Source organism: Pseudomonas sp. WOUb67 (assembly GCF_050058005.1).
GTDB lineage: Bacteria > Pseudomonadota > Gammaproteobacteria > Pseudomonadales > Pseudomonadaceae > Aquipseudomonas > Aquipseudomonas putida_R.
Genome location: NZ_CP170112.1, coordinates 611,533 through 638,092 on the forward strand (window position 1 = coordinate 611,533; position 26,560 = coordinate 638,092).

Consider the following 26,560-nt stretch of genomic DNA (forward strand, 5'->3'; position numbering starts at 1 on the left):
GCCTCTTCGCAGCACAAGGCTGCTCCTACAGATGTATGTGTGCGCCTTCAAACGCAAAAAGCCCCGACAAGTCGGGGCTCTTGGTCAAACAGCGGTCAGGCTCAGCGCTTGGCAGTTTCGCCAGCGACTGCAGCTTCCTGCTTGTCGGCCATCAGCGAGGCGTAGTACTTCTCGCCCTTGGCCGCGTCGTACATGCCTTCCCAGCGGGCGATGACCAGTGCCGCCAGGGCGTTGCCCACCACGTTCAGTGCGGTACGGGCCATGTCCATGATGCGGTCGACACCGGCGATGAAGGCCAGGCCTTCCAGCGGGATGCCCACGCTGCCCAGGGTAGCCAGCAGGACCACGAACGATACGCCCGGTACGCCAGCGATGCCTTTGGAGGTGACCATCAGGGTCAGCACCAGCAGCAGCTGCTGGCTCCACGACAGGTCGATACCGTACAGCTGGGCGATGAAGATGGCCGCGATGCTCTGGTACAGGGTTGAACCGTCAAGGTTGAAGGAGTAGCCAGTCGGTACCACGAACGAGCAGATCGACTTCGGCGCGCCGTACTTTTCCATCTTCTCGATCACGCGCGGCAGCACGGTTTCGGAGCTGGAGGTGGAGTAGGCCAGGATCAGCTCATCTTTCATGATGCGCATGATCTTGATCACCGAGAAGCCGAACACGCGGGCCACCAGGCCCAGCACCATGAAGGCGAAGAAGGCGATGGCGAAGTACACCAGCAGTACCAGCTTGGCCAGCGGCAGCAGCGAGCTGAAGCCGAAGTTGGCCACGGTCACGGCGATCAGGGCGAACACGCCGATCGGGGCGTAGTTCATGATCATGTGGGTGACCTTGAACATGGTTTCCGATACGGCCTGGAAGGTGCGTACCAGCGGGTCGCGCAGTTCTGCCTGCAGGCTCGAAAGGCCCAGGCCGAACATGACCGAGAAGAAGATGATCGGCAGCATTTCGCCACGCATCAGCGCTGCGAAGATGTTCGACGGGATCAGGTTCAGCAGGGTCTCGATGAACGCGTGCTCATGCTGCACCTCAGCCGCAGTGGCCTGGTACTTGGAGATGTCCACGGTACCCAGGGTGCTCATGTCGATACCGGCGCCCGGGTGGAACAGGTTGGCCAGCACCAGACCCACGACGATGGCGATGGTGGTCACCACTTCGAAGTAGATGATGGTCTTCAGGCCGATGCTGCCCAGTTTCTTCGCATCGCCAACCCCGGCGATACCCACGATCAGCGACGAAATCACGATCGGGACGACGATCATCTTGATCAGGCGAATGAAGATGTCACCGGCCGGCTGGAGGACGTTGCTGATCCACCAGGCCTTTTCCGCGCTGAAGTGGTTCAGCAGCGCGCCGATTGCAACGCCCAGGACCAGACCGATAACGATCTGCCAGGCGAGGCTCAGTTTTGCCTTCTTCATGTCTTTACCCTTTGTTCTAGTGGTCATGGCACCGGACGAAAACGCCCGTGACAGAGCCGTTGGCCAGGTCACGGGCAGCAAATCATTCCATCCGGCGACTTCATGTAAGGACAGCGCAGGCGAGCGACAGGGCGCTCTGGCCAGCGAAAAAGGCGGCAACTATTGCGATGGCAGGGGGGGAAATCTAATGCCGGAAACGCATACCCTATACCGTTTATGCATACCGGTTCGCACGAAAATAGGGCGCTCGCAAGTGCTTGATTTATAACGTTCGGAATCCCGAACAAGACCAAACCGCCATATTTCGGCAGATTTGACGGGGCGGGAAGGGCTTCGGGGATGGCTTGTTCGACAATCCGAATGGCGGAAATGACACTTGAAGAAGCGTCATCGAGTTCGAAAAAAATTGACGCACGGTCGAGACAAAATGTGTCTCAAGGTAAAAATCGCGCAAGGGAAGAGGTGTTTCCTGCAGGGCTCCTCGGAAGCCAGGTCGGCCCAGGTGTCCCTATGACACCGCCGACCTGAGACTTCCGATTCCGCCTTTCCTGACCCGGCCCATCGCTGGAGGCACTCCCTGTACCCCTAGGCCACTCCGATCCTGCAACAATCAGAACAGCCCGGCCCCTTGGTCATGTGCTGCCCCTCCTCGGGGCGGCGCATCATAGAAGGCTGAAATATAGAAAGGTTCAGCTTCTATTACGTGACAGTCTGTGACCTTTCATCCGTACCGGCAATAAATGCTCAGTACCAGTTCGGGTCACGCTTGAGCTGCTCCTGCAACATTGCCTTCATGCCGTCGTCGGGTTCGCCCAGCCAGCGGTACTGCGCATGGCGCGTGGGCGACTTGTCACTCGGCAAACCTTCGGGTACCTCCACGAGCATTCCGTAGGCATCATCCTTGTCCCAGCTGAATGCAACGATCAGCCGCTTGTAGGTGCAGTTGTCCTGCGACTCGCAGAGCGGGCCGACCAGGTACTTGTCGCCATCTTCGGTCACGGCAGACATCTGCTGCTGGGCACTGCCGCTCAGATTGACCACCCAATCGGGCAGGCGTTCCTCGCCCTTGATCGTGTCCTGCCAGGTTTCCCGGTACTCCGGGTCCGAGCCGAGCAACTGATCGACCCGAACCTGGCCGTCATTGGCCGCCAACGCCGCCGCACTGCCACCCATCAACAGGGCGGCAGCCAGGGCTGTAGAAAGCATCCTGCTCATCTTCAACCTCGTCCACGTCCAAAGAAGAAGGAGGCTACGAACAGTACCAGGAAGACAATGAACAGGATCTTCGCGATACCCGTCGCAGCGCCGGCGATACCACCGAAGCCCAGTACGGCAGCGACAATGGCGATGATGAGGAAAGTGATAGCCCAACTCAGCATGGTGGTTCTCCTTTCTTTTCAGAATCGATCGGGCCGGTAGGTCAGAAGACCCAACGGTCCTGGGGTACGACATTTTCCAAAGTGGCCGGGGAGGCAGTGGTCTGGCCACCTGGCAGCGGGTTAGCGGCCTTGACCAGGGTAGTGGCACGGGTTGCCTGAATTTGCGTCAACAGTGCAGTCTGGGCTGCCACCTGCTCAGCCAGGCGCGCGGTCTGCCAGCTGTAATAAAAGAGGCCGGCGGCCAAGGTCAGCAGCAGCGCCATGCCGAGTGTCAGCATCTGGCGAAGGGGCAGTGCGGCGATCTGCGAGCGGTTGACGGATTGGCGGTTCATGCCGGCTCCTCCTGCTGTAATTTTTGTTCAAACCTGAACAGGTAATTGCAGCCTGCATGCCAGTCTTTTTGATTTTATAAAATACTTATAAATCAGTAACTTACGCATATGAAGGGCGGTCACCGGGGACGTATCCTGCACGATGCCGCCTCTGGGGTCGTGCGAATTGCACGATCAGCCTTCAACCTTGGTCGCCACCTTGAGCAGGTCGGCATCCACCCCGCGCACGCCAATGATCTGCCGGGCGATCTCCACGGCGATGGTTTTCTGCTCAGCGCTGACCACCTCGCCCGACAGCCGCACCATGCCCGCTTCGCTGGCCACTTTCAGGTTCAACCCATCGAGGTTGCGGCTGAAGCGGTAGCTGTTCTGGATCTTGTCGATGATCCAGCTGTCGCTTGGCTGCGGGCCTGCTGGCGCCCCTACCGGGGTTTCGCGGGCCTTGGCCATGGCGGCAGAATCAAGGCTGACCAGGTTGTTGACCAGGTGCACACCGTCGGTGGTACGCGCCACCACGCCGGCCAGCTCCTTGGCTTCGGCACTGTCGACCTTGCCGCGCAACGTCACCACGCCTTCACTGCTTTGCACTTCTATAGGTGCCTTTTCGGTGGTGCGGCTCCACAACAGCCGGGCACGGATCACCGCCGCCAGGGTGGCGTCCTCCAGGCGCTGGGCATAGGCACGCAGCTCCAGCGGGCGCTCCACCAGCTCGGCATTGACCTGCAGCTGGTTCTCCACCTGTTCGATGCCCCGGGTGGCCAGGGCCACATCTTCGGCCAGCTGCCGCTCGACCTCGTTTTCCACTTCGCCGGAAAGCCGCGCCTGCTTGCCGTCCACTTCAACCTTGATACGAAACGGGTCGAGCATGCGGTTCAGCGACAGGGCGGTTTGCAGCGCGCCTTCCAGGCGGGCGTCTTGCACAGGGTCGGCGAATGCCGGGGTGAGTACTGGCAACAAAGTGGCTGCCAACACGGCGGTACGCAGGGAAAAGGGCATGGCAGTGCATCCTTTTTGGGCAAAAGGTGAAAATCATCGCAACCAATGTGCCACCGCGTGCCTCTAAGCAAATCATTGGAATATCGCGGCCTGCAGGCATCGTTTGGCCATTGGCTAGCATGCAAAGGACAGAATCCTTCAGAATTGACCATGCAACTTGCCCGATTTTTCCCACACTATATGAAGATCTATCCTTAAGGAGCGCAGGAAATGGAATCAGCCCAGGACAACCAAGGCCGCATTCTGCTGGTGGATGACGAGTCCGCGATCCTGCGCACCTTCCGCTACTGCCTGGAAGACGAAGGCTATAGCGTGGCCACGGCCAACAGCGCAGCGCAGGCCGAAGCGCTGTTGCAGCGCCAGGTGTTCGACCTGTGCTTCCTCGATTTACGCCTGGGCGAGGACAACGGCCTCGACGTACTGGCGCAGATGCGCATCCAGGCACCCTGGATGCGCGTGGTGATTGTCACCGCGCACTCGGCGATCGACACGGCGGTGGACGCCATCCAGGCCGGCGCCGCCGACTACCTGGTCAAGCCCTGCAGCCCGGACCAGTTGCGCCTGGCCACCGCCAAGCAGCTGGAGGTGCGCCAGCTTTCCGCGCGCCTTGAGGCACTGGAAGGTGAAGTGCGCAAACCCAAGGACGGCCTCGACTCGCACACCCCGGCCATGATGGCGGTGCTGGAAACCGCCCGCCAGGTCGCCGCCACCGACGCCAACATCCTGATCCTGGGCGAGTCCGGCACCGGTAAAGGCGAGCTGGCCCGGGCCATCCATGGCTGGAGCAAGCGTGCACGCAAAGCCTGCGTGACCATCAACTGCCCGTCGCTGAACGCCGAGCTGATGGAAAGCGAACTGTTCGGTCACACCCGCGGCGCCTTCACCGGCGCCAGCGAAAGTACCCTGGGGCGGGTCAGCCAGGCCGACGGCGGCACGTTGTTTCTCGACGAGATCGGCGATTTCCCCCTGACCTTGCAGCCCAAGTTGCTGCGGTTCATTCAGGACAAGGAATACGAGCGCGTCGGCGACCCGGTTACCCGGCGCGCCGATGTACGCATTCTGGCCGCCACCAACCTCAACCTCGAAGAGATGGTGCGCGAAAGCCGCTTCCGCGAAGACCTGCTGTATCGCCTCAATGTCATTACCTTGCACTTGCCGCCCCTGCGCGAGCGCAGCGAGGACATCCTGACCCTGGCCGACCGCTTTCTCGCCCGTTTCGTCAAGGAATACTCCCGCCCCGCCCGGGGCTTCAGCGACGAAGCACGCTCGGCCCTGCTCAACTACCGCTGGCCCGGCAACATTCGCGAACTGCGTAACGTGGTAGAGCGGGCCAGCATCATCTGCCCGCAGGAGCGGGTGGAAATCAGCCACCTGGGCATGGGCGAACAGCCTGCCGGCAATGCCCCGCGCGTGGGTGCAGCACTGAGCCTGGATGAGCTGGAGCGCGCCCACATCGGCGCGGTGCTGGCGGCCAGTGACACTCTTGACCAGGCCGCCAAGACCTTGGGTATCGACGCGTCCACCCTGTACCGCAAGCGCAAGCAGTACAACCTATGAAATGGCCACCCATGAAGCTGCGCACGCGGCTTTTCCTCAGCATCTCGGCGCTGGTCACGGTGGCCTTGCTCGGGCTTATGCTGGGCCTGTTCAGCGTGCTGCAGATGGCCACGGTGCAACAGCGACTGGTACAGGAGACCACTCACGCCCTGGAAGTGGGCCTGAAGTTGCGGCAGAACCTGGGCGAACAGCTGACCCTGATCCTTGACGAAGGTACGGCCCCGGAGAGCCTGCGAGTGCTGCAGGACAACTTCCAGGCCCTGCTCAACCAAGGCCTGGAGCAAGGCGGCGAGCGCACCGGGTTCAGCAAGGCCAGCAGTAACTACCAGGCCTTTCTCCTGGCGTACCGCGACAGCCCCGCGCCCGCCCGCAGCATGGGTATCGACCAACCGCTGGGGGCGGCCTTCAACCAGGTGCGTACCGACCTGATCGATGCCCACAAGCAGGCCCTGGACCTCATCACCCGCAGCGAGGAACACTCCCGGGACCGCGCCCTGCTGATCAGCGGTGTGCTTGGCCTGATGGGCCTGGTGGTGCTGGTGCTGGGTTTCATCACCGCCCACAACATCGCCCGACGCTTCGGCCAACCGATCGAAGCCCTGGCCATCGCGGCCGACCAGTTGGGCAAGGGTAATTTCGACGTCACCCTGCCAGTCACCCAGGCCACCGAGCTGAACCAGTTGACCCGCCGCTTCGGCCTCATGGCCGATGCCTTGCGCAAGCACCAGGCCACCAACGTCGACGAACTGCTGGCCGGCCAGCAACGCCTGCAGGCCGTGCTCGACAGCATCGATGATGGCCTGCTGATCATCGACCGCCAGGGCCGCCTGGAGCACCTTAACCCGGTGGCGCAGCGGCAACTGGGCTGGAACGACAGCCGCGTCGGCAGCAGCCTGGCCGAGGCCCTGCAGCGCCCGGAACTGGAGCAACAGCTGCGCCAGGTGCTGCGCGGCGGCAGCCTGGACCGGCCGCCGGACGACTTGAACATGGAGGTCGATGAAGAAGCGCGCCTGCTCACCTACAGCCTCACCCCGGTCAGCCACCCGCAGGGGCCGATCCTTGGTGCGGTGATGGTGCTGCACGATGTGACCGAGCAGCGGGCGTTCGAACGTGTGCGCAGCGAGTTCGTGCTGCGTGCCTCCCACGAGCTGCGCACCCCGGTCACCGGCATGCACATGGCCTTCGGCCTGTTGCGCGAGCGGGTCAAATTCCCTGCCGAGGCGCGCGAGAACGACCTGTTGGAAACCATCGGCGAAGAAATGCAGCGCCTGACCCAGCTGATCAACGACCTGCTCAACTTTTCACGCTACCAAAGCGGGCTGCAGAAACTCGACCTGGCCCCCTGTGCCCTCGACGAACTGCTGGAGCGGGCGCAACTGCGCTTTGCCGAGCAGGCGGCACACAAGCAGATCGAGTTGACCAAGGAACTGGAACCGCCGCTGCCACGCCTGCGGGCGGATGCCGCCCAGCTGGACCGGGTGCTGGACAACCTGTTGCACAACGCCATCCGCCATACCGCCAACGGCGGGCGTATCCGCCTGCATGCACGACGGCATGCGGAGCGGGTGATCATCAGTGTCGAGGACAATGGCGAGGGCATTGCCTATGGGCAGCAGGGGCGCATCTTCGAGCCCTTCGTGCAGGTAGGCCGCAAGAAAGGTGGCGCAGGGCTGGGTCTGGCGTTGTGCAAGGAGATCGTGCAGCTGCATGGCGGGCGCATGGGCGTGTTTTCCCGGCCGGGGCAGGGGACCCAGTTCTACATGGCCTTGCCGGTTTGAGGATCGCCTGTAACGGCCTCTTCGCGGGCAAGCCCGCTCCCACAGGCCCCCACAAGCATTAAGCTTTGTGCAATACCTGTGGGAGCGGGCTTGCCCGCGAAGAGGCCGGCAGAGGATTTCTCAGTGTTCAACCCGCCGCGGCAGCTGGCCACGGGTCACCAGCTCGGCAAACTGCCTGGCATTCAGCGGCCGGGCAAACAACCAGCCCTGGCCATAATTGACCCCTTCACTGTTCAGCAGCACCGCTTGGTCTTCGCACTCGATGCCTTCTGCTATCACCCGCAGGTGAAGGTCATGGGCCATGCGGATGATATGCGGGGCAACGCCACTGCTGGCAGCATCGTGGCCCAGCGCGTCGATGAACGCCTTGTCGATCTTCAGGCAGTCCACCGGCAGGGTCTGCAGGTAGGCCAGGCTGCAATAGCCTGTACCAAAGTCGTCGATGAGCACCTGATGCCCCGAAGCGCGCAGCGCTTGCAGGTTGTCACGGGCCACCACCACGTCCACCAGGCCACGCTCGGTCACCTCGAAGGCAATCTGGCTGGGCGCCACCCGATGCAAGGCCAGCAGGCGCGCCGCCACCCGGCCGATACGCGGCACCATCACATCGCAGGCGGCCAGGTTCACCGATATGTACAGCTTGGGGTGCGAGCGCAGCAGCTGCCCCAGCTGTTCGAGCACGCGCTGCAGGACAAAGTCGGTGATCTGGCGAATCTGCCCGGTGTTTTCCGCCAGCGGGATGAACAAGTCCGGGCTGGTCAGGCTGCCGTCCGGGCGCCGCCAGCGCACCAGCGCTTCGGCACCCACGCAGCGTCGGCTGTCGAGTTCGAAGATCGGCTGGTAGAGCACCTGCAGCTCCCCGCGACGCAAGGCATGCTGCAACTCCGAGCTCATCGACCGCCGCTGCAGGATCAATTGCAGCACCAGCCAACCAATGCAGCAAGCCGCCAACACACTGCCGGGGAACAGCAGCCAGAGCATGCCGTTCATCCTCAATGGAAGGCTGGCCCGCGGGGCAATCAGCACCAGTTGGTAATCCGGCGACTTGGTCGGCATGCGGTAGATCAGGCGGTCGCTGAGTTCAAGTAGCGACTTGTGGCTCGTCGACCAGGCCGAGGGCGGCGGCCACACCTGTGGCGGGCCCAGCACGGGGATGGCGCGGGCACCGTTATCCAGCACCACCACCAGGCTGCCGCCCGGGGGCAGATCGACCACATCGGTCAGGTGCCCGCGCGAGGTGGAAACCACGAAATTGCCCCGGCCCAACATCAGCGCAGCCAGGTTCTCGTTCGGTTCGGTGGTGGTGTTCAACCAGTAGCTGTAGGTCGGCCCCTGAATATCCGGTGCCCGCAAAGGCTCGAACGCCCGCTCATCGCCACGGTTGGAGCAGGCGACATCACCATCCACATAAGCCGCTTCATAAATGAACCGCGAACTCAGGCTCACTTGCTGCAACGCCGCCAGCATCGCCGGGCTACAGCCACGCAAGGGCTGTGCCTGCAATAGGTCGACCCCTTCCCGCAACTGGCCAAACACCTGCTCGAGGCGGTCGAGAAAACGCTCACCCTGGGCGTTCATCTGTTCGCTTTCGCTTTGCTTCATCTGTTGCAGGGCAATGCCGATGCTGGCAGAGAGCAACAGGGCCGCGCTGGCCAGCGCTGCCAAGGTGGCCAGCATCCAGGGACGGTAAAAAATTTGGCGCAGCAAGGTGATGATGGCTGACATCAAAGGCATCCAGTTGATAACTAAGGTATAGCAACTGAATCGAGAATCACCCTCACCGTTTGGCGCTTCGCGGCACGCTGAACTGGTTTTATCAAACCTGTGACCAGCGTTGAGTTCAAGACAAACACAGGCCTGTAGGAGCAGCCTTGTGCTGCGAAGAGGCCATTGCAGCCGAAGGTAATCTTTAGCCTTACCGGCCTCTTCGCAGCACAAGGCTGCTCCTACAAGGTGATGCGCCAGGGTGATGGTGCAAAACGGTTGCGCCCACAGGGCTCAACGCATGCGGTTGAGCACCTGCAGCATCGCTGCCGTCTGCGCATCCGGCATGCCGTCGAAGCGCTGCGGGCGGAAGCGCATCTGGAACGCAGTGATCACATGGCGGGTGGCAACATCCAGCACCCCGGTCTGCTCGATTTGATAGCCAAACCGCGCCAGTTCCTGCTGGTACCAGCCAATGCTCGGCGGGTTGACGCTGAAGTAGGCTTGCTGGCGTGCCACGGCATTGGCATCGGGCCAGATACCCAGCCCGGCATCGGCCAGGCGCTTCCAAGGGAACAGCGGCCCCGGGTCCAGCTTGCGCGACGGGGCGATATCGCTGTGGCCAATGATGTGCCGCGGTTCGATATTGTTGCGCTTGACGATGTCCTTGAGCAGCGCAATCAGCGACTGCACCTGCGCTTCGCTGTAAGGGTGCCAGACCCGGCCATTGGGTGTGTCGGTGAACCCCGGGTTGACGATCTCGATGCCAATGGACGAAGAGTTCAGCCAGGTGCGCCCCTGCCACTGGCTGTCGCCGGCATGCCAGGCACGGCGGTTTTCGTCCACCAGTTGATACACCGTCGCCGGGCCGTCGCCGATCAGGTAATGGCTGCTGACCTCACCATGGGTAAGCAACGCCAGCGAGCGCTCCAGCGAAGCATTGGTGTAATGCAGCACAACGAACTGGATGCGGTTGTCCTGATTGGCCGAAGGGTGGCTGCGGTCGATGCGCAGGCCCGTCGAGCAACCGGCGACAGATAACAGCAAAAAGGAAATCAGCGTTTTTTTCAGCGTGGAAAGCACGTCAGTGGCCTCAGCGAATGAGCGCTACAGTATAACGTGCTCCCCATGGCCGCGCTTACCGTGGGTCTGTGTTTGCAGGCTAGTTCTGCTCGACGCGGTTGCGCCCCAGCTCCTTGGCCCGGTACAGCGCCGCATCGGCGCGCTTGAGCACCTGGTCGCCGCGCTCGCCAGAGCGGAATGCACCCAGGCCGATGGAGGTGGTGATCACTACCCGCTCGCCCTTGAAATGGAACGGGCAGGCTTCCACGGTGGCGCGCAGCACTTCCGCCACCTGGGCAGCGGCGGCCGGCGACGTCTGCGGCAGCAGCAGCACAAATTCCTCGCCGCCGAAACGGGCGATGAAGTCACGGCCGCGCAGGCGCTTGCGCAACTGGTCGGCGACAATCTTCAGCACCTTGTCCCCGGCCAGGTGCCCATAACTGTCGTTGATGCGCTTGAAGTGATCCAGGTCGAGGATCGCCATGGCCAGATGGCCGCCGTTCTCCTGCCATTCGATTATTTCGCGCTCGACCCGCTCGCTCCAGGCCGCACGGTTGGGCAGGCCGGTGAGGGGGTCGAGCAGGGCTTTCTGGCGCTGCTCTTCCAGGTGCTCGCGATAACCGAGCGCCTCGTGCTCCATGTTCGCCACCCGCTCGGACAGGCCTTGCAGGCGCCCCGCCAGCTCTTGCTCGCGGCGATCCCGCTCGTGCTTGTGCTCGTCCATGGTGACCAGCAGCCCTTCCAGGCGGTTGTCCAGGATGTGCTTGAGGCTGTCGACATCGGCGGCGCCCTGCACACTGTTTTGCAACCCATCGACATGCTCGCGCAACTGGGTATCCAGCTCGCGGGCGGCAGAGCTGTTGTCGGCGTGGCCGGCGCTGGCTTCGTGCAGGTGGCTCTGGAAGCCTTCGAGGCGTTCATTGAGTTGCTGCAGGTAGGTTTCGAACTCGTGCTGGCCACTGTCGGTGATCGCCAGCATGAGCACGGCGAGGTCATCCAGCACCGGGATCAGCTCATACCAGTTCAGGCCACGGGCGACGCGCTCGCGCATTTCCAGCGCCTGGGCCTTGTGCCGCTCGGGCAGGCTCAGGTCATCGAGCAGGCCGATCAGGGTCTTCTCGATGTGCGCAGCAACCTGGCTGTAGGGCGGCTCTACCGCGTAGGGCAGGGCATAGGGGCCGTCTTCGCCGAAGGTTTCTTCAAGCGTTTGTGCCGGTTGTACTGCTGACAAGGGTTCGCTGACGGCCGCTTCCGGCCCGGGCGCTTCTTCCTGTGGCAGTGGCTGGGTGGCCGGGGTGTCGATTGTTTCGATCAACGCCGGGCCAGATACCTCCAGCTCAGGTTCGGGCGCTACGGGCGCTTCGGCGGCAGAGACTGAAAGCGGTTGCAGCGCATCCACATCGTCTGGCTGGGGGGCTTCGATACTGTGTTGTGCAGCCTGGGGCGCCTCTACAGCAGGCACCGCTGCCGGCGCGGGCGCGGGCTCGCCTTGTGGCTCACCCTCGCGGCTGCCGAACAGGCGTTGCAAAAAGCCGGGCCGGGTTTCGTCCCCCGGTTTGCCAAGGGCCGACAGTGCAAGGCCCTGCAAGCCGCTCAGCTCGCCCAGCAGCGGCGGCAGGTCGCGGGACTGGGCAACGCCACCATCGAGTTTTTTTGCCAGCTTTTTCAACGGCCGCGAGATATCGCTGGGCAGCGGCAGGCCTTGAAGCTGGCCAACCAGCGCGGTCAGCGCATCGCTGACCTGGTTCATGCGGGTTTCCCGGCGCTGCTCGGAGTCCAGCACCGCTTTTTCAAGGCGCGGGATCAATCCGGCGAGGCCGGCGTCCATGTTGTCGCTGCGGATAACCTCGCGCATCTCCTTCATGCACGCGTCCACCACCTTGTCACTGCCTTCGGCAGCCAGGGTGCTGCGCACCAGGCCGCGACGCAGCAGGTCGAGACGGGCGTCCCAGCGGCGTTCGAGCTTTTCTTGCTGCTCGATGCTTTTAAGGTATTTTTCTTTCCAGCGCTCAGCGTCTTCAGTCATGCCGGGGTCCGCAAACGGTGATGGCAATTAGCTCAAGACCGGCAGCGTATCCACAGTCAATGCATCAGGCAATCGAATCTCGACAGCAACGGGAAGGTGGTCGGAAATTGGCCGCGCCAGCACCTCGACACGCTCAAGCGTGAGGCTTGGGCTGAGCAGGATATGGTCCAGGCAACGCTGCGGGCGCCAGCTGGGGAAAGTCGCCTCGACTTGCGGGGCGATCAGCCCCAGATCGCGCAGCGGCGAGTGCTCCAGCAGGTCAGTGGCATGGGTGTTCATGTCGCCCATCAGCACCTGGTGGCGGTAACCACCAATCAGCTCGCGGATGTAGCCCAGTTGCAGGGCACGGGTCTTGGCGCCGAGCGCCAGGTGCATCATCACCACGATCAGCGCATCTTCACCTTCGCCAAAACGCACCAGGATCGCCCCACGACCGGCCGGGCCGGGCAACGGGTGGTCTTCGAGCGCTTGCGGCTTCAGGCGGCTGAGCACGCCATTGCTGTGCTGGGCGAAACGCCCGAGGTTGCGGTTGAGTTGCTGGTACCAGTAGGGGAAGGCCCCCAGATGAGCCAGGTGCTCGACCTGATTAATATAGCCTGAGCGCAGGCTGCCACCGTCGGCTTCCTGCAAGGCCACCAGGTCGAAGTCGCCCAGCAGATCACCGATTTTCTGCAGGTTGCCGGCACGCCCGTTGTGCGGCAGCAAGTGCTGCCAACTGCGGGTCAGGTAATGCCGGTAGCGCTCGGTGCTGATGCCGACCTGGATGTTGAAGCTGAGCAGCCGCAGCCGACCATCCTCGGGCAGGCCAGAGGCCTGCAGGTGATGCTCGTTGACCTGCGGCTGGTGCAGGCCAATGCCACGCGTGGTTCTGAAGCGGGGCATGGGTTACGCCGCCTACTTGGCGGCGCGCTCCTTGGCGATCAGCTGGTCGGCGACGTTCAGCACGCCTTCCGGCCCGCCAGCGGTACCCAGGTCGAAGCGGTACTTGCCGTTGACGACCATGCTCGGTACGCCGGTGATTTCGTACTTCTTCGCCAGTTCCTTGGCCTTCTGAACCTGGCCTTTGATGGCGAACGAGTCGAACGTGGCGAGGAACTTGTCCTTGTCCACGCCCTGGGTGGCGAGGAAGTCAGCCATGTCGTTCTTGTCGGTCAGGCGCTTGTGCTGGTTCTGGATGGCATCGAAGACTGCGGCGTGCACCTTTTGCTCGACGCCCATGGCTTCGAGGGTCAGGAACATCTGGCCGTGTGCGTCCCATGGGCCACCGAACATGGCAGGAATACGCTTGAAATTGACGTCAGCCGGCAGCTTTTCAGCCCACGGGTTGATGGTCGGCTCGAAGTGGTAGCAGTGTGGGCAGCCGTACCAGAACAGCTCGACCACTTCGATCTTGCCAGGCACGGAAACCGGAACAGGGTTGCTCAGCTCGAGGTATTCCTTGCCAGCAACAGGCTCGGCGGCCTGGACGGCAGTCATACCGAATACGCTGGCAGCGACCAGCGCGGCGCTGAGAATCAGTTTACGCATGCTTTACTCCTGAGCAGTCATAGGTCGCCACGACCCGACCTGCACTGAGACAGGCCGGGAAGGGGTCGAGTTCTGTAGTGTAACGGCTGCGGACTGAAAAAAGGGCGGCCCGGCCGCCCTTTCATCATTGGCCTGCAACATTAACTGAAGGTTAATGAAGGCCCTGGATGTAGCTCGCCAACGCCTCGATATCGTGGTTGCTCAGCTTGCCGGCGATGGTGCGCATGGTCATGGCATCGCCATCGTTGGTGCGGTTGCCTTCGCGGAAGTCCGTGAGCTGCTTGGTCACGTACTGCGAGTGCTGGCCGCTCAGGTGCGGGAAGCCGGCCAAGGCAAGACCTGCGCCGTTGGGCGAGTGGCAACCGGTGCAGGCAGGCATGCCTTTCTCCAGGTCGCCGCCATTGAACAGCGAACGACCCCGTTCGACCAGCTTGGGATCGGCGGCGCCCACGCTGCCTTTCTGGCTGGAGAAGTAGGCGGCGATATCGGCCAGGTCCTGGTCGCTGAACGCGGCCAGCATGCCGGTCATCTCCAGCACGGTACGCTTGCCCGACTTGATATCGTGCAATTGCTTTTCAAGGTAACGCTGGCCCTGGCCGGCCAGTTTCGGGAAGTTCGGTGCCAGGCTATTGCCGTCGGGGTTGTGGCAGGCGCCACACACGGCCGTCTTGGCCTGACCGGCGGCGGCATCGCCTTTGACAGTTTGCGCAGCAGTGGCCGCACCTGCGACACCCAGGGTCAACAGCAGACTCACGACTAGTTTGTTCATCAGCTAATCCAACACGGCTAAGGGTGAAATGTTATGTATCGGGACTGCCGCTCATCCAAAGGATGACCAAACGGTAGTCCTCGGCACTGCAGTCCATGCACAATCCACGCGGCGGCATAGCCTTGAAACCCTGGGTCACGTGCTTCACAAGTACATCCATGCCTTGCGCCAGCCTTGGCTCCCATGCTGCCCGGTCACCCTGTCTGGGCGCCTGTGGCAACTGCCCGGTGTGACAGGCCGCACACGTGCGGTTGTACAACACCTCGGGATCCTGTGTAGCCTGTGCGCTGAAAACCGGCAGGAACATACCGACAGCAAGCAGCCATTTCGCCATGCGGAACGACCTTCAGGGTTGGGGGCCGCGCTGCGTTCTGATGCGCGAGCTATTGTTCGACACCCCATGCCCGTTCCCCTTCGCTGGGAGAATGAGCACACAAAAACTGGGGCATTATATACTTCCGCCATCCAAACGGAAACGACACCGCTTGCCAGGCTCGGGCCTTCAGAGTCAGGCAACACCCACATCGGATATCCCATGCAAGTCAAGAACCCCATCCTCGGCCTCTGCCAGAAAGCCACATTCGCCCTCAGCGCTGCCAAGGTCGAACAATGTCCGGAAGACCAGGGTTACGAGGTGGCTTTTGCCGGCCGCTCCAACGCCGGCAAATCCAGCGCCCTCAACACCCTGACCCATGCCAGCCTGGCGCGTACCTCGAAAACCCCCGGGCGCACCCAGCTGTTGAATTTCTTCAGTCTGGACGATGAACGGCGTTTGGTCGACCTGCCGGGCTACGGTTATGCAAAAGTGCCGATCCCGCTCAAGCAGCACTGGCAGAAACACCTGGAAGCCTACCTGGGCAGCCGTGAGTGCCTGCGCGGCGTGATCCTGATGATGGACGTGCGCCACCCGATGACCGACTTCGACAAGATGATGCTCGACTGGGCCAAGGCCAGCCACATGCCCATGCACATCCTGCTGACCAAGGCGGACAAGCTGACCCACGGCGCGGGCAAGAACACCTTGCTGAAAGTGCAGTCGGAAATCCGCAAGGGCTGGGGCGATGGCGTGACCATCCAGCTGTTCTCGGCACCCAAGCGCCTGGGCGTGGAAGACGCCTACCGGGTGCTGGCGGGCTGGATGGAGCTGGAAGACAAGCCTGTAGCCTGACGGCCTGCGCAGATCCCTGTAGGAGCAGCCTTGTGATGCGAAGAGGCCATGACAGGCTGTAGAGAGCTGTTGCCCATACCGGCCCTTTCGCAGCACAAGGCTGCTCCTACAGAGGGGAGCGGCAGCGCCTGCTGGTCAAATTGCGGGCAAAAAAAACCCCGGACTTCGTATGGGGAGGGGGAAGTTCGGGGTCCAAGTCCGGACCGCTAGGGCGGGGTCCAGATATCTGCCAACACTTAACACAACATAGGAGCATCGAAGGGCTTCACCAGCCATTCAGTTACTCTGAGTTCCGCTTCACCGGTTTAGTTCCGAAGCCCTGAAAACTATTTGCGATAGTTTCATGAAACTTCAGCACCAACGGCACTGAGCAGTGCCAGGATCCGCGTCACTACGTCGCAGATCCTACACAGCTTTCCCCGCTCAATCAGTGAGCTTCGTCCCAATTCGCGCCAATTCCTGCCTCAACCAGCAGCGGCACATCCAGTTCCGCGGCCTGGCTCATGTGCTGGCGAATTTCATCTTTCACCTGCTGAACCAGGTCCTCACGCACCTCCAGGACCAGTTCGTCGTGTACCTGCAGGATCACCCGGGCATCCAGCCCGCTCTGGCTCAGCCAGTTATCCACATTGACCATGGCCCGCTTGATGATGTCGGCGGCAGTGCCCTGCATCGGCGCGTTGATCGCCGTGCGCTCGGCGCCTTTGCGCAGGGCCGGGTTCTTGGCGTTGATGTCTGGCAGGTACAGGCGGCGGCCGAACAGGGTTTCGACAAAGCCTTGCTCGGCGGCCTGGGCGCGGGTGCGCTCCATGTAGGCCAGTACGCCCGGGTAGCGGGCGAAGTAGCGGTCGATGTAATCCTGCGACTGCTTGCGGTCGACGCCGATCTGCTTGGCCAGGCCAAAGGCGCTCATGCCGTAGATCAGGCCGAAGTTGATGGCCTTGGCCTTGCGGCGCTGGTCGGTGGTGACGTCTTCCAGGGCAACACTGAACACTTCCGCCGCCGTTGCCCGGTGCACGTCGAGGTCGTTGCGGAAGGCGTGCAGCAGGCCTTCGTCCTTGGCCAGGTGGGCCATGATGCGCAGCTCGATCTGCGAGTAGTCCGCCGCCAGCAGTTTGTAACCCGGGCTGGCAATGAACGCCTGGCGGATACGCCGGCCTTCGGCGGTACGGATCGGGATGTTCTGCAGGTTCGGGTCGCTGGACGACAACCGGCCGGTGGCTGCCACAGCCTGCTGATAGGAGGTGTGGATACGCCCGGTGCGCGGGTTGATCTGGCCCGGCAGCTTGTCGGTGTAGGTGCTCTTGAGCTTGCTCAGGCTGCGGTACTGCATCAGTACCTCAGGCAGTGGATAGCCGAGCAAGGCCAGCTCGTCGAGCACGGCTTCGGCAGTCGATGGCTGGCCCTTGGCGGTCTTGCTCAGTACCGGCATGCCCAGCTTGTCGTAAAGGATCGCGCCCAGCTGCTTGGGCGAGCCGAGGTTGAATTCCTCACCGGCCAGCTCGTAGGCACGCAGCTCCAGCTCGGCCATCTTCACGCCCAGCTCACCGCTCTGTACGTGCAGCAGTTCGGCATCGACCAGCGCACCCTGGCGCTCGATCTTGGCCAGCACCGGCACCAGCGGCATCTCGATGTCCATCAGCACCGGCAGCACGCCCGGCGTATGTGCCAGGCGCGCTTGCAGCGCCTGGTGCAGGCGCAGGGTGATGTCGGCGTCTTCAGCGGCGTAAGGGCCGGCCTTGTCCAGGTGGATCTGGTTGAAGGTCAGCTGCTTGGCGCCCTTGCCAGCGATGTCCTCGAAGGCGATGGTGGTGTGGTCGAGGTACTTCTGCGCCAGGCTGTCCATGTCGTGGCGGGTGGCGTTGGAGTTCAACACGTACGACTCGAGCATGGTGTCATAGGCCACGCCGCGCATTTCGATGGCGGGCGAGCCGTTGGCGAGGATGTTGATGTCGTACTTGGCGTTCTGGCCGACCTTGGCCTTGGCCGGGTCTTCCAGCAGCGGTTTCAGTGCCAGCAATACGGCCTCGCGGTCCAGCTGGGCGGGCGCACCTTCATAGTCGTGCGCCAACGGCACATAAGCCGCCTCATGGGGCGCGACGGCGAAAGACAGGCCAACCAGCTGCGCCTTCTGGGCATCCAGGCCGGTTGTTTCGGTATCGAAGGCAAACAGCGGTGCCTGGCGCAGCTTTTCCAGCCATGCGTCGAAACGGGCCTGGTCCAGAATGGTTTCGTACTGCGGCTCCACCTTGGCCGCCGGCTCTGCGACCGGCGCAACCTCAGTGCCAGCCCTTGCAACGTCGCGCTGCACCTCGGCAACCCAGCTCTTGAACTCCATCTCGGTGTACAGCGCCTGCAGCGTTTCGCGGTCAGGTTCGCCGCACACCAGGGCATCGACTTCGACGTCCAGCGGTACATCGACCTTGATGGTGGCCAGCTCGTAGGACAGGAACGCTGCGTCGCGGTGCTCCTCAAGCTTGGCCGGCAAGGTCTTGGCGCCACGAATGGCCAGTGTCGGGACCTTGTCCAGGTTTTCATACAGATCGCTGAGGCCGCCGCCGATACCGGTCAGCAGGCCCACGGCGGTTTTTTCGCCCACGCCCGGCACGCCGGGAATGTTGTCGACCTTGTCGCCCATCAGGGCCAGGAAGTCGATGATGTGTTCCGGGCCGACGCCAAATTTCTCATGCACGCCAGCCACGTCCAGCACGCTTCCGGTCATGGTGTTGACCAAGGTAATGTGCCCGTCCACCAGCTGAGCCATGTCCTTGTCACCGGTCGAGATGATTACCGGGCGGCCCTGGGCGGCTGCGCTGCGCGCCAGAGTGCCGATGACGTCGTCGGCCTCCACACCCTCGACGCACAGCAGCGGGTAGCCCAGCGCCCTTACGCTGGCATGCAGCGGCTCGACCTGTACCCGCAGGTCGTCAGGCATGCTTGGGCGGTTGGCCTTGTACTCGGCGAACATGGCATCGCGGAAGGTGCCGCCCTTGGCGTCGAACACCACCGCGAACAAGCTGTCGGGGTACTGTTTGCGCAGGCTCTTGAGCATGTTCAGCACACCCTTCACCGCACCGGTCGGCATGCCCTTGGACGTGGTCAACGGCGGCAGCGCGTGGAAGGCGCGGTACAGGTAGGAGGAACCGTCCACCAGGACGAGGGGGGCTTGGCTCATGAGCAGAATCAACCTTTTCGACGGGTCCGGCGCTAGAATAGCCAGAATCATTGACGACAAAGGGACTAGGTTATCATGCGTACACTCAATCGCCTGTTACTGCTCGGCCTGTTGGCAACCACGCCTGTCGTCACCCTGGCGGCGGACGACGCCCCCTCGGCCGATCCCGAGGTGACCATTCGCACGGAAGGCGACAAAACCATCCAGGAGTACCGCCAGAACGGGTTCCTGTATGCGATCAAGATCACGCCGAAAAACGGCAAGCCTTATTTTCTGGTACGCGCTGATGGCACTGATGCCAATTTCATTCGATCCGACCAGCCGGACATGCTGATTCCGTCCTGGAAGATCTTCGAGTGGTAATCTGACGCGCACCGTTCACATCAACCCGGCACTTCCCGGCGGAAGTGCCCGTATGGGCAATTTTTCATCATGTCAGTCTTCACCCCCGTGACCCGGCCTGAGCTGGAAACCTTTCTGGCGCCGTACGAGCTGGGCCGTCTGCTCGACTTCCAGGGCATTGCCGCCGGCACCGAGAACAGCAATTTCTTCGTCAGCCTCGAACAGGGGGAGTTCGTCCTGACGCTGATCGAGCGCGGGCCCAGCGAGGACATGCCGTTCTTCATCGAGCTGCTCGACACCCTGCACGACGCCGACATGCCGGTGCCCTATGCCATTCGTGACCGCGACGGCAATGGCCTGCGCGAGTTGTGCGGCAAGCCGGCACTGCTGCAGCCAAGGTTGTCGGGCAAGCACATCAAGGCGCCGAACAACCAGCACTGCGCCCAGGTCGGCGAGCTGCTGGCACACATTCACCTGGCCACCCGCGAGCACATCATCGAGCGCCGCACCGACCGTGGCCTGGACTGGATGCTGGCTTCGGGTGCCGAGCTGCTGCCGCGCCTGACTGCCGAGCAAGTCGCACTGCTGCAGCCGGCACTGGATGAAATCACCGCGCACAAGGCGCAGATCCTGGCGTTGCCACGGGCCAACCTGCATGCCGACCTGTTCCGCGACAACGTGATGTTCGAAGGCACCCACCTGACCGGTGTGATCGACTTCTACAACGCCTGTTCCGGGCCGATGCTGTATGACATCGCCATCACCGTGAACGACTGGTGCCTGGATGAGAAGGGCGCCGTGGATGTACCGCGTGCCCAGGCACTGCTGGCGGCCTATGCGGCGCTGCGGCCGTTCACGGCGGCCGAAGCCGAGCTGTGGCCGGAAATGTTGCGGGTAGGCTGCGTGCGGTTCTGGCTGTCGCGCCTGATTGCGGCGGAATCGTTTGCCGGGATGGATGTGATGATCCACGACCCGAACGAGTTCGAAGTGCGCCTGGCTCAGCGCCAGCAAGTGGCTTTGCACTTGCCGTTTGCCCTCTGATACCGGGTCTGCTTCTTCGCGGGTGAACCCGCTCCCACAGGTACGGCGATAGGCTTGAGACTAGCGCTATCCCTGTGGGAGCGGGTTTACCCGCGAAGAGGCCGGTACAGGCTTACAGCTGCTCCAGGCACCCAGCCAGGTCGCCGCCCAGCTTTTCCAGCAAGCGCTCATACCCTTTGCCATCCACCGGGTCAGTACCACCCAGTGCATCCAGTTCGGCCAGCTGTACCGGCAACCCTGCGGTCAGGGTCTCGGCCAGGCGCGGGCGCAGCGGCGGCTCGCTGAACACGCAGGTCTTGCCCACTTCCTGCAGGCGCTTGCGCATGGCTGCCACGTGTTGCGCACCAGGCTGCACCTCGGACGCCACGCTGAAGACGCCGGTGTGCTTCAAGCCATATTCAGCCTCGAAATAATCGAACGCTTCGTGAAACACGAAGTACGGCTTGTCGGCAATACCGTCCACCCGCGCCTTGATACGCCCATCCAGTGCATCCAGCCGCTCATCAAAGGCCTTCAGGTTGCTCTGGTAGCGAACCGCATTGGCCGGGTCGACCTGTGCCAGGTCAGCCGCCATTTTTGCCGCGATTACCCGCGCGTTGACCGACGATAACCACAAATGCGCATCCAGGCTGCCTGGACGGTGATCGTGGTCATGGTCGTCGTGGTCTTGTTCCTCATGGGAATGGCTGTCCTCGCCAAAATGACGCAACTTCATGCCCGTCAGCGACTGCACCGCCACCGTGGGCTTGCTACGGCTGCCCAGCACACGCGGCAGGAAGTTCTCCATGTCCGGGCCGATCCAGTACAGCAGGTCGGCATCACCTACCCGGCGCACATCGGACGGGCGCAAGGCATAGTGGTGCGGCGAGGCGCCTGGCGGCAGCAACACGTCAGGGCTGCCAACGCCATCCTGCACGGCGGCGGCAATCTGCTGCAGGGGCTTGATACTGGTGAGCACACGCACATCGGCCTGGGCGGAAAATGCGATGAAAGCGACAAACAGAGCTAGGAATCGGGACACGGTGGATACTCGAGTCGTCAGAAACAGGTAACATAATAACGTCTCCATCCAGAACCGTCGCTGCCCATGTCCATCACGCCGCTGGCCAACCGTCCTCACGATCATTCCCATTGCGTACACAGCGCACTGGCTGAAGCCGACGCCTTATGCACCCGCCAGGGCCTGCGCCTGACCGCGCTGCGCCGCCGTGTGCTGGAGCTGGTGTGGCAAAGCCACAAGCCGCTTGGCGCCTACGACATCCTCGCCGTGCTCAGCGAGCAGGACGGCCGCCGCGCCGCGCCGCCCACGGTGTACCGCGCGCTGGACTTCCTGCTGGAAAACGGCCTGGTGCACCGCATCGCCTCGCTCAACGCCTTCATGGGCTGCAGCCACCCCGAGCACGTGCACCAGGGCCAGTTCCTGATTTGCCGGGCCTGCCACGTGGCCATCGAGCTTGAGCAGAGCAGCATCAGCGACGCCATCATCAACAGCGCCAAAGGCGTGGGCTTTACGGTCGAGACCCAGACCGTGGAAGTGGTCGGCCTGTGCGGCAGCTGCCGGGGCGCGGCATGAGCGAAGCCCTGATCCGCCTGGAGCAGGTCGGCGTCACCTTTGGCGGCGAGGCGGTGCTCGACAGCATCGACCTGTCGGTCGCGCCCGGCCAGATCGTCACCCTGATCGGCCCCAACGGGGCGGGCAAGACCACCCTGGTGCGCGCCGTGCTCGGGCTGCTCAAGCCGCACCGTGGCAAGGTATGGCGCAAGCCGAAGCTGCGCATTGGCTACATGCCACAGAAGATTCAGGTCGATGCCACGCTGCCGCTGTCGGTGCTGCGCTTCCTGCGCCTGGTGCCCGGCGTAGACCGCGCGGCAGCCTTGTCGGCGTTGCAGGAAGTGGGCGCCGAACAGGTCATCGACAGCCCGATCCAGACCATTTCCGGCGGCGAGATGCAACGCGTGCTGCTGGCCCGCGCCCTGCTGCGCGAACCCCAGTTGCTGGTGCTCGACGAGCCGGTGCAGGGCGTGGACGTGGTCGGCCAGACCGAGCTGTACAACCTCATCACCCGCCTGCGCGACCGCCATGGTTGCGGCGTGCTGATGGTGTCCCACGACCTGCACCTGGTAATGAGCGCCACAGACCAGGTGGTGTGCCTGAACCGTCACGTGTGCTGCTCGGGCCACCCCGAGCAAGTCAGCGGCGACCCGGCGTTCGTCGAACTGTTTGGCCAGACCGCACCGAGCCTGGCCATCTACCACCACCACCACGACCACAGCCACGACCTGCACGGTTCGGTGGTCGCCCCTGGCACCCATGTTCACGGAGAGCACTGCAAGCATGGCTGATTTTCTTCTCTACGCCTTGCTTGCCGGCTTGTCCCTGGCGCTGGTCGCCGGCCCGCTGGGCTCCTTCGTGGTGTGGCGGCGCATGGCCTACTTTGGCGACACCCTGTCCCACGCCGCCTTGCTTGGTGTAGCCATGGGCTTTGCCCTGGATGTAAGCCCGGCACTGGCAGTGACCATCGGCTGCCTGCTGCTGGCGATTTTGCTGGTGACCTTGCAGCAACGCCAACCACTGGCCTCCGATACCCTGCTCGGCATTCTCGCCCCCAGCACCCTGTCGCTGGGCCTGGTGGTACTGAGCTTCATGCACGATGTGCGCATCGACCTGATGGCCTACCTGTTCGGTGACCTGCTGGCCATCAGCACCACCGACCTGGCCTGGATTCTCGGCGGCAGCGCGCTGGTGCTGGTGCTGCTTGCCGCGCTGTGGCGGCCGCTGCTGGCAGTCACCGTGCACGAAGAACTGGCCACGGTCGAAGGCCTGCCCGTTGCGGGCCTGCGCCTGGCACTGATGCTGCTGATTGCGGTGGTGATTGCCGTAGCGATGAAGATCGTCGGTGTGCTGCTGATCACCTCGCTGCTGATCATCCCCGCGGCTGCTGCGCAGCGTCACGCCCGCTCCCCCGAGCAGATGGCCGTGGGCGCCAGCCTGCTGGGCGTTACCGCTGTCTGCTGTGGCCTGGCCATGTCGTGGTTCAAGGATACCCCCGCCGGCCCGTCGATCGTGGTCTGCGCGGCGGTGCTATTCTTGCTGAGCCTGGCCCTGCCAAAACGCTGAAAAGCAGGGCGTGTGAAGGCACGCCTTGCAACCTTTTGCCGGGTAAAGGGTCTGTAAGACCTGTTTTCGAGCGTGCGCACCTGGGTGTAGACTTGCTCGCTTTTTGCGCAAATAGAGAGTCGCAGGAATGAAGCCGTTCGCCTCCCGTTATCTGCTTGTTGCCGCGTTTTCCCTGCTCCTGGCTGCCTGTTCCAGCGCGCCGGTCGAACAGGCCCCCGCACCTGCCCAAGCCGATGCCTGGCAGCAGTTGCAACAAAACATCGCCAGCAACGAGCTGGCCACCGCCGAAGACCAGCTGGCAGCCCTGCAAGCGCAGTCACCTGACGACGCACGCCTGGAGCAATACCAGCGGCAGTTGGCCGAAGCCTACCTGCAACGCAGCCAGATCGTTTTGCAAAAGGGTGATGTGAATGCGGCTGCTACCGCCCTGGCCCGCGCCCGGGCACTGATGCCGCAAGCTCCGGCAGTGACCGGTGGCGACCCCCTGTCCCAGGCCCGCAAGGCCGAGCTGGAGAAGGCAGAGGCTGCCTTGAAAGCCGCCGAAGCCAAGCCCAAGGCACGCATCATCGACCCGACAGCGCCAAGCACGGTGGTGGCCTTGAAGACCACTGACAGCCGCGCCATGCGCCGCCAGCTCGATGACATTGCCGCCGATGTGGTGGGCTATGACTGCGAGGTGGTGTTTCAAGTACCGCGCACCGACGATGCGCCGTGGCTGAAGACCTTGCTGGAGAAGCGCGTGCGCAAGATCGACAGCGGGTTCGCGCTGAAGCAGAAGCATGAAATCCAGCGCTCGCTGCCGGCCCAAGTGGTATTGGTGCCGCACCAGCAATAAAACTTTAGGGCCCTATCGCCGGCAAGCCAGCTCCCACAAGTACTGCGCAAAGCTCAAGGCCTGCGCAGTACCTGTGGGAGCTGGCTTGCCGGCGATGGGCTGCAAAGCAGCCCCCTAGGCCGGCACAGCTTCCGCAGCCGCCTCCCGCTCCCACACCCGATGCCCTTCAACCGCTTTGGCAAAGGCATCCACGGTCTTCTGGTCATCCCCCAGCAGCAATCCCTTGTCCTCCTTCAGCCCCAGGCCGGTCGCCAGTTCCTTGGTCAACACCAGCGCCTTCAGGTGCTTGTAACCCTCCAGCAAGAAGTGCTTGGCCAGCCCACTGGCCGCCAGGGCATCGGTCGAAGCCTTGCCCCCAGGCACCACAATGCCGTCGAACATGACCGAGGGCATCCCTTCCATCGACGCATCCACCGGCAGCTGCTTGCCATCCGCCGTTTTCACCGGTGCCGAGGTCGGCCCCAGTAGCATCGGCCGTGCGCTTTCAGCCTCCAGCGCCTTGACCAGCCTGTCGACGCTCGCAGCGTCCACGCCGTTCGCCACCAGCAAGGCGATCTTGCGCCCCTTGATGCCGACAGCACCCGCAAGGTTCATCTGGCTCAACGCAGGGGACTGCGCCAGTTTGCTGCCTTTGACCTGCACGGTACCGGCCTTGGGCGCAGGCAGCCCCAGGTTGGCCGCCACCGCCGCTGCCAGCTTCAGGTCGATATTGGCGAGGATCTCGTTCACCTCGCGGGCACGGATCGCTTCACGCTCCACCTTGCCCAGCTCGAAGCTGTAGGCCTTGATGATGTGCTGCTGTTCGGTCGGGCTCATGCTCTGGAAGAACAGCCGCGCCTGCGAGAAATGGTCGCCGAACGACTCGCTGCGCTCACGGATCTTGTGCGCATCGACCCGCTCCTGATAACTCTCGAAACCGCCGTCCTGCGCCGCAGGGGGTGTTTCCTTTGGCCAGCCGCCATCGATGGAGTTGGGTTCGTACGCAGCCCGGCCCTTGTTGATGGTCATGCGGTGCATGGCATCGCGCTGGCTGCTATGGTTCGGCGCCACCGGCCGATTGATCGGGATTTCATGGAAGTTCGGCCCACCCAACCGGCTGATCTGGGTGTCGGTGTACGAGAACAGCCGCCCCTGCAGCAGCGGGTCGTTGGTGAAGTCGATGCCCGGCACGATATGCCCCGGGCAGAAGGCAACCTGCTCGGTTTCGGCGAAGAAGTTGTCCGGGTTGCGGTTGAGCACCATCTTGCCCAGCAGCGTCACCGGCACCAGTTCCTCGGGGATAAGCTTGGTCGGGTCCAGCAGGTCGAAGTCGAACTTGTGTTCATCGGCCTCGGGCACGATCTGCACGCCCAGCTCCCATTCCGGGTAGTCACCTGTCTCGATGGCCTCCCACAGGTCGCGCCGGTGGTAGTCGGTGTCCTTGCCCGCCAGCTTCTGCGCTTCGTCCCACAGCACCGAGTGCACCCCTTGGCGCGGCTTCCAGTGGAACTTGACGAAACTGGCCACACCCTCGGCGTTGATCAGGCGGAAGGTGTGCACGCCAAAGCCTTCCATCATCCGCAGGCTGCGCGGGATGGCACGGTCGGACATGGCCCAGATCACCATGTGCGCCGACTCCGGCACCAGCGAGACAAAGTCCCAGAACGTGTCGTGGGCCGAGCCTCCGGTGGGCATTTCATTCTGTGGCTCCGGTTTCACGGCATGCACGAAGTCTGGGAACTTGATGGCGTCCTGGATGAAGAACACCGGCATGTTGTTGCCAACCAGGTCGAAATTACCCTCATCGGTGTAGAACTTGACGGCAAAGCCACGCACGTCACGCACCGTATCACCCGACCCGCGTGGCCCCTGTACGGTGGAAAACCGCACGAATACCGGGGTGATCTTCTCCGGGTCCTGCAGGAAACCGGCCTTGGTCAGCTCGGCATGGCAGCCGTAGCTCTGGAAGTATCCGTGCGCCCCGGTACCGCGGGCATGCACGATGCGCTCGGGGATGCGCTCATGGTCGAAGTGGGTGATCTTCTCGCGCATGATGAAGTCTTCGAGCAGCGACGGCCCACGTGCACCGGCCTTGAGGCTGTTCTGGTTGTCGGCGATCTTCACCCCCTGGTTGGTGCGCAAGGCCTGGCCAGTGGCATCGCTGCGGAAGGCCTCCAGGCTCTGCAACTTGGCGTTGGTGTTGGCCCGGTCAGGGGTCTGGGTGCCGGCGGCCTCACTCTGCTTGGGCGCGTCCGTTTTCTTGCTGGGCATGTTCGGCTCTCCTCGTCAGTCTTCAGGCGTGCCCGTTTTCGGGCTTGTTCAAGTAGTGACTAGAAGGCTTT

Annotated in this window: 23 protein-coding genes and 1 pseudogene; 9 read left to right on the forward strand and 15 right to left on the reverse strand. The window is 62.9% G+C overall.

The window, feature by feature from the left end; translation table 11 throughout:
- Positions 1-101: 101 nt before the first annotated feature.
- The 5 genes from gltP to ABOC32_RS02695 form a co-directional block, all read right to left on the reverse strand.
- Complete coding sequence (gene gltP, locus ABOC32_RS02675; protein ID WP_086976474.1) at positions 102-1,430, reverse strand: glutamate/aspartate:proton symporter GltP; 1,329 nt, start codon at positions 1,428-1,430, stop codon at positions 102-104.
- A 744-nt stretch (positions 1,431-2,174) separates the two neighbouring features.
- The gene (locus ABOC32_RS02680) at positions 2,175-2,645 is read right to left on the reverse strand and encodes an inhibitor of vertebrate lysozyme family protein (RefSeq protein WP_426810057.1); all 471 of its coding nucleotides are present in this window, start codon (positions 2,643-2,645) and stop codon (positions 2,175-2,177) included.
- Between the two features lie 2 nt (positions 2,646-2,647).
- A complete protein-coding gene (locus tag ABOC32_RS02685; RefSeq protein WP_003252966.1) occupies positions 2,648-2,809 on the reverse strand; it encodes a DUF1328 domain-containing protein in 162 nt (53 codons plus the stop codon).
- A 41-nt stretch (positions 2,810-2,850) separates the two neighbouring features.
- Complete coding sequence (locus ABOC32_RS02690) at positions 2,851-3,141, reverse strand: hypothetical protein (RefSeq protein WP_426810058.1); 291 nt, start codon at positions 3,139-3,141, stop codon at positions 2,851-2,853.
- Positions 3,142-3,315: 174 nt separating this feature from the next.
- The gene (locus ABOC32_RS02695; RefSeq protein WP_426810059.1) at positions 3,316-4,137 is read right to left on the reverse strand and encodes a BON domain-containing protein; all 822 of its coding nucleotides are present in this window, start codon (positions 4,135-4,137) and stop codon (positions 3,316-3,318) included.
- Between the two features lie 210 nt (positions 4,138-4,347).
- Between ABOC32_RS02695 and algB the strand changes: the two genes are divergently transcribed.
- On the forward strand, positions 4,348-5,694 hold the full coding sequence (gene algB, locus ABOC32_RS02700) for a sigma-54-dependent response regulator transcription factor AlgB (protein WP_426810060.1): 1,347 nt from the start codon (positions 4,348-4,350) through the stop codon (positions 5,692-5,694).
- Complete coding sequence (locus ABOC32_RS02705; protein ID WP_426810061.1) at positions 5,691-7,472, forward strand: KinB sensor domain-containing domain; 1,782 nt, start codon at positions 5,691-5,693, stop codon at positions 7,470-7,472. The genes algB and ABOC32_RS02705 overlap by 4 nt, the downstream gene beginning before the upstream one ends.
- A gap of 120 nt (positions 7,473-7,592) precedes the next feature.
- Here ABOC32_RS02705 and ABOC32_RS02710 read toward each other — a convergent pair whose 3' ends face one another.
- The 7 genes and pseudogenes from ABOC32_RS02710 to ABOC32_RS02740 all read right to left on the reverse strand — a co-directional run bounded on the left by ABOC32_RS02710 (position 7,593) and on the right by ABOC32_RS02740 (position 14,894).
- Complete coding sequence (locus tag ABOC32_RS02710; protein WP_426810062.1) at positions 7,593-9,197, reverse strand: EAL domain-containing protein; 1,605 nt, start codon at positions 9,195-9,197, stop codon at positions 7,593-7,595.
- A 273-nt stretch (positions 9,198-9,470) separates the two neighbouring features.
- Positions 9,471-10,259 (reverse strand): N-acetylmuramoyl-L-alanine amidase, encoded by a 789-nt coding sequence (locus ABOC32_RS02715; RefSeq protein WP_016497424.1) that lies wholly within the window; start codon positions 10,257-10,259, stop codon positions 9,471-9,473.
- Positions 10,260-10,338: 79 nt separating this feature from the next.
- A complete protein-coding gene (locus ABOC32_RS02720; protein WP_426810063.1) occupies positions 10,339-12,264 on the reverse strand; it encodes a diguanylate cyclase in 1,926 nt (641 codons plus the stop codon).
- Positions 12,265-12,291: 27 nt separating this feature from the next.
- A pseudogene (locus tag ABOC32_RS02725) lies at positions 12,292-13,124 on the reverse strand (endonuclease/exonuclease/phosphatase family protein).
- 34 nt (positions 13,125-13,158) lie between these two features.
- On the reverse strand, positions 13,159-13,791 hold the full coding sequence (gene dsbA / locus ABOC32_RS02730) for a thiol:disulfide interchange protein DsbA (protein WP_426810064.1): 633 nt from the start codon (positions 13,789-13,791) through the stop codon (positions 13,159-13,161).
- 151 nt (positions 13,792-13,942) lie between these two features.
- Positions 13,943-14,560, reverse strand: coding sequence for a c-type cytochrome (locus ABOC32_RS02735; RefSeq protein WP_426810065.1), 618 nt, complete (start codon positions 14,558-14,560; stop codon positions 13,943-13,945).
- 31 nt (positions 14,561-14,591) lie between these two features.
- Positions 14,592-14,894: a c-type cytochrome gene (locus ABOC32_RS02740; protein WP_016484276.1), complete on the reverse strand. Its 303-nt coding sequence runs from the start codon at positions 14,892-14,894 to the stop codon at positions 14,592-14,594.
- 201 nt (positions 14,895-15,095) lie between these two features.
- Here ABOC32_RS02740 and yihA point away from each other — a divergent pair, with 201 nt between their 5' ends.
- Entirely contained in the window at positions 15,096-15,728 is a 633-nt protein-coding gene (gene yihA / locus ABOC32_RS02745; protein WP_086976482.1) for a ribosome biogenesis GTP-binding protein YihA/YsxC, read from the forward strand.
- 427 nt (positions 15,729-16,155) lie between these two features.
- On the opposite strand, the gene polA is transcribed toward yihA, so the two are convergent.
- A complete protein-coding gene (gene polA / locus ABOC32_RS02750; RefSeq protein ID WP_426810066.1) occupies positions 16,156-18,903 on the reverse strand; it encodes a DNA polymerase I in 2,748 nt (915 codons plus the stop codon).
- Between the two features lie 75 nt (positions 18,904-18,978).
- Between polA and ABOC32_RS02755 the strand changes: the two genes are divergently transcribed.
- Both ABOC32_RS02755 and ABOC32_RS02760 read left to right on the forward strand, forming a co-directional pair.
- Entirely contained in the window at positions 18,979-19,266 is a 288-nt protein-coding gene (locus ABOC32_RS02755) for a DUF2782 domain-containing protein (RefSeq protein WP_003252997.1), read from the forward strand.
- A 69-nt stretch (positions 19,267-19,335) separates the two neighbouring features.
- A complete protein-coding gene (locus ABOC32_RS02760; protein WP_426810067.1) occupies positions 19,336-20,286 on the forward strand; it encodes a homoserine kinase in 951 nt (316 codons plus the stop codon).
- A 112-nt stretch (positions 20,287-20,398) separates the two neighbouring features.
- Here the strand turns inward: ABOC32_RS02760 and ABOC32_RS02765 are convergent, their stop codons facing one another.
- Positions 20,399-21,355: a zinc ABC transporter substrate-binding protein gene (locus tag ABOC32_RS02765; RefSeq protein ID WP_426810068.1), complete on the reverse strand. Its 957-nt coding sequence runs from the start codon at positions 21,353-21,355 to the stop codon at positions 20,399-20,401.
- An 18-nt stretch (positions 21,356-21,373) separates the two neighbouring features.
- Here ABOC32_RS02765 and zur point away from each other — a divergent pair, with 18 nt between their 5' ends.
- The 4 genes from zur (at position 21,374) to ABOC32_RS02785 (ending at position 24,239) form a co-directional block, all read left to right on the forward strand.
- Positions 21,374-21,859 carry a zinc uptake transcriptional repressor Zur gene (gene zur / locus ABOC32_RS02770; RefSeq protein ID WP_234226101.1) on the forward strand — a complete coding sequence of 162 codons (486 nt, stop codon included), beginning with the start codon at positions 21,374-21,376 and terminating at the stop codon, positions 21,857-21,859.
- Positions 21,856-22,629 (forward strand): zinc ABC transporter ATP-binding protein ZnuC, encoded by a 774-nt coding sequence (gene znuC / locus ABOC32_RS02775; RefSeq protein ID WP_426810069.1) that lies wholly within the window; start codon positions 21,856-21,858, stop codon positions 22,627-22,629. Before zur ends, znuC begins: the two co-directional genes overlap by 4 nt.
- Positions 22,622-23,404: a zinc ABC transporter permease subunit ZnuB gene (gene znuB / locus ABOC32_RS02780; RefSeq protein WP_016497414.1), complete on the forward strand. Its 783-nt coding sequence runs from the start codon at positions 22,622-22,624 to the stop codon at positions 23,402-23,404. Before znuC ends, znuB begins: the two co-directional genes overlap by 8 nt.
- Positions 23,405-23,531: 127 nt before the next feature.
- Positions 23,532-24,239, forward strand: coding sequence for a PA5502 family lipoprotein (locus tag ABOC32_RS02785; protein WP_426810070.1), 708 nt, complete (start codon positions 23,532-23,534; stop codon positions 24,237-24,239).
- A 114-nt stretch (positions 24,240-24,353) separates the two neighbouring features.
- Here ABOC32_RS02785 and katE read toward each other — a convergent pair whose 3' ends face one another.
- Positions 24,354-26,489: a catalase HPII gene (gene katE / locus ABOC32_RS02790; RefSeq protein WP_426810071.1), complete on the reverse strand. Its 2,136-nt coding sequence runs from the start codon at positions 26,487-26,489 to the stop codon at positions 24,354-24,356.
- Positions 26,490-26,560 lie beyond the last annotated feature (71 nt).

What these genes read in the sequence shown, in the direction of transcription:
- ABOC32_RS02695 (WP_426810059.1), bottom strand. Translation starts at nt 4,137, where the DNA reads ATGCCCTTTTCCCTGCGTACCGCCGTGTTGGCAGCCACTTTGTTGCCA.
- ABOC32_RS02735 (WP_426810065.1), bottom strand. Translation starts at nt 14,560, where the DNA reads ATGAACAAACTAGTCGTGAGTCTGCTGTTGACCCTGGGTGTCGCAGGT.
- ABOC32_RS02705 (WP_426810061.1), top strand. Translation starts at nt 5,691, where the DNA reads ATGAAATGGCCACCCATGAAGCTGCGCACGCGGCTTTTCCTCAGCATC.
- znuB (WP_016497414.1), top strand. Translation starts at nt 22,622, where the DNA reads ATGGCTGATTTTCTTCTCTACGCCTTGCTTGCCGGCTTGTCCCTGGCG.
- algB (WP_426810060.1), top strand. Translation starts at nt 4,348, where the DNA reads ATGGAATCAGCCCAGGACAACCAAGGCCGCATTCTGCTGGTGGATGAC.
- ABOC32_RS02755 (WP_003252997.1), top strand. Translation starts at nt 18,979, where the DNA reads ATGCGTACACTCAATCGCCTGTTACTGCTCGGCCTGTTGGCAACCACG.
- ABOC32_RS02710 (WP_426810062.1), bottom strand. Translation starts at nt 9,197, where the DNA reads ATGTCAGCCATCATCACCTTGCTGCGCCAAATTTTTTACCGTCCCTGG.
- ABOC32_RS02740 (WP_016484276.1), bottom strand. Translation starts at nt 14,894, where the DNA reads ATGGCGAAATGGCTGCTTGCTGTCGGTATGTTCCTGCCGGTTTTCAGC.
- yihA (WP_086976482.1), top strand. Translation starts at nt 15,096, where the DNA reads ATGCAAGTCAAGAACCCCATCCTCGGCCTCTGCCAGAAAGCCACATTC.
- znuC (WP_426810069.1), top strand. Translation starts at nt 21,856, where the DNA reads ATGAGCGAAGCCCTGATCCGCCTGGAGCAGGTCGGCGTCACCTTTGGC.
- ABOC32_RS02685 (WP_003252966.1), bottom strand. Translation starts at nt 2,809, where the DNA reads ATGCTGAGTTGGGCTATCACTTTCCTCATCATCGCCATTGTCGCTGCC.
- polA (WP_426810066.1), bottom strand. Translation starts at nt 18,903, where the DNA reads ATGAGCCAAGCCCCCCTCGTCCTGGTGGACGGTTCCTCCTACCTGTAC.
- ABOC32_RS02785 (WP_426810070.1), top strand. Translation starts at nt 23,532, where the DNA reads ATGAAGCCGTTCGCCTCCCGTTATCTGCTTGTTGCCGCGTTTTCCCTG.
- ABOC32_RS02690 (WP_426810058.1), bottom strand. Translation starts at nt 3,141, where the DNA reads ATGAACCGCCAATCCGTCAACCGCTCGCAGATCGCCGCACTGCCCCTT.
- ABOC32_RS02760 (WP_426810067.1), top strand. Translation starts at nt 19,336, where the DNA reads ATGTCAGTCTTCACCCCCGTGACCCGGCCTGAGCTGGAAACCTTTCTG.
- ABOC32_RS02680 (WP_426810057.1), bottom strand. Translation starts at nt 2,645, where the DNA reads ATGAGCAGGATGCTTTCTACAGCCCTGGCTGCCGCCCTGTTGATGGGT.
- zur (WP_234226101.1), top strand. Translation starts at nt 21,374, where the DNA reads ATGTCCATCACGCCGCTGGCCAACCGTCCTCACGATCATTCCCATTGC.
- dsbA (WP_426810064.1), bottom strand. Translation starts at nt 13,791, where the DNA reads ATGCGTAAACTGATTCTCAGCGCCGCGCTGGTCGCTGCCAGCGTATTC.
- ABOC32_RS02765 (WP_426810068.1), bottom strand. Translation starts at nt 21,355, where the DNA reads ATGGAGACGTTATTATGTTACCTGTTTCTGACGACTCGAGTATCCACC.
- ABOC32_RS02720 (WP_426810063.1), bottom strand. Translation starts at nt 12,264, where the DNA reads ATGACTGAAGACGCTGAGCGCTGGAAAGAAAAATACCTTAAAAGCATC.
- gltP (WP_086976474.1), bottom strand. Translation starts at nt 1,430, where the DNA reads ATGAAGAAGGCAAAACTGAGCCTCGCCTGGCAGATCGTTATCGGTCTG.
- katE (WP_426810071.1), bottom strand. Translation starts at nt 26,489, where the DNA reads ATGCCCAGCAAGAAAACGGACGCGCCCAAGCAGAGTGAGGCCGCCGGC.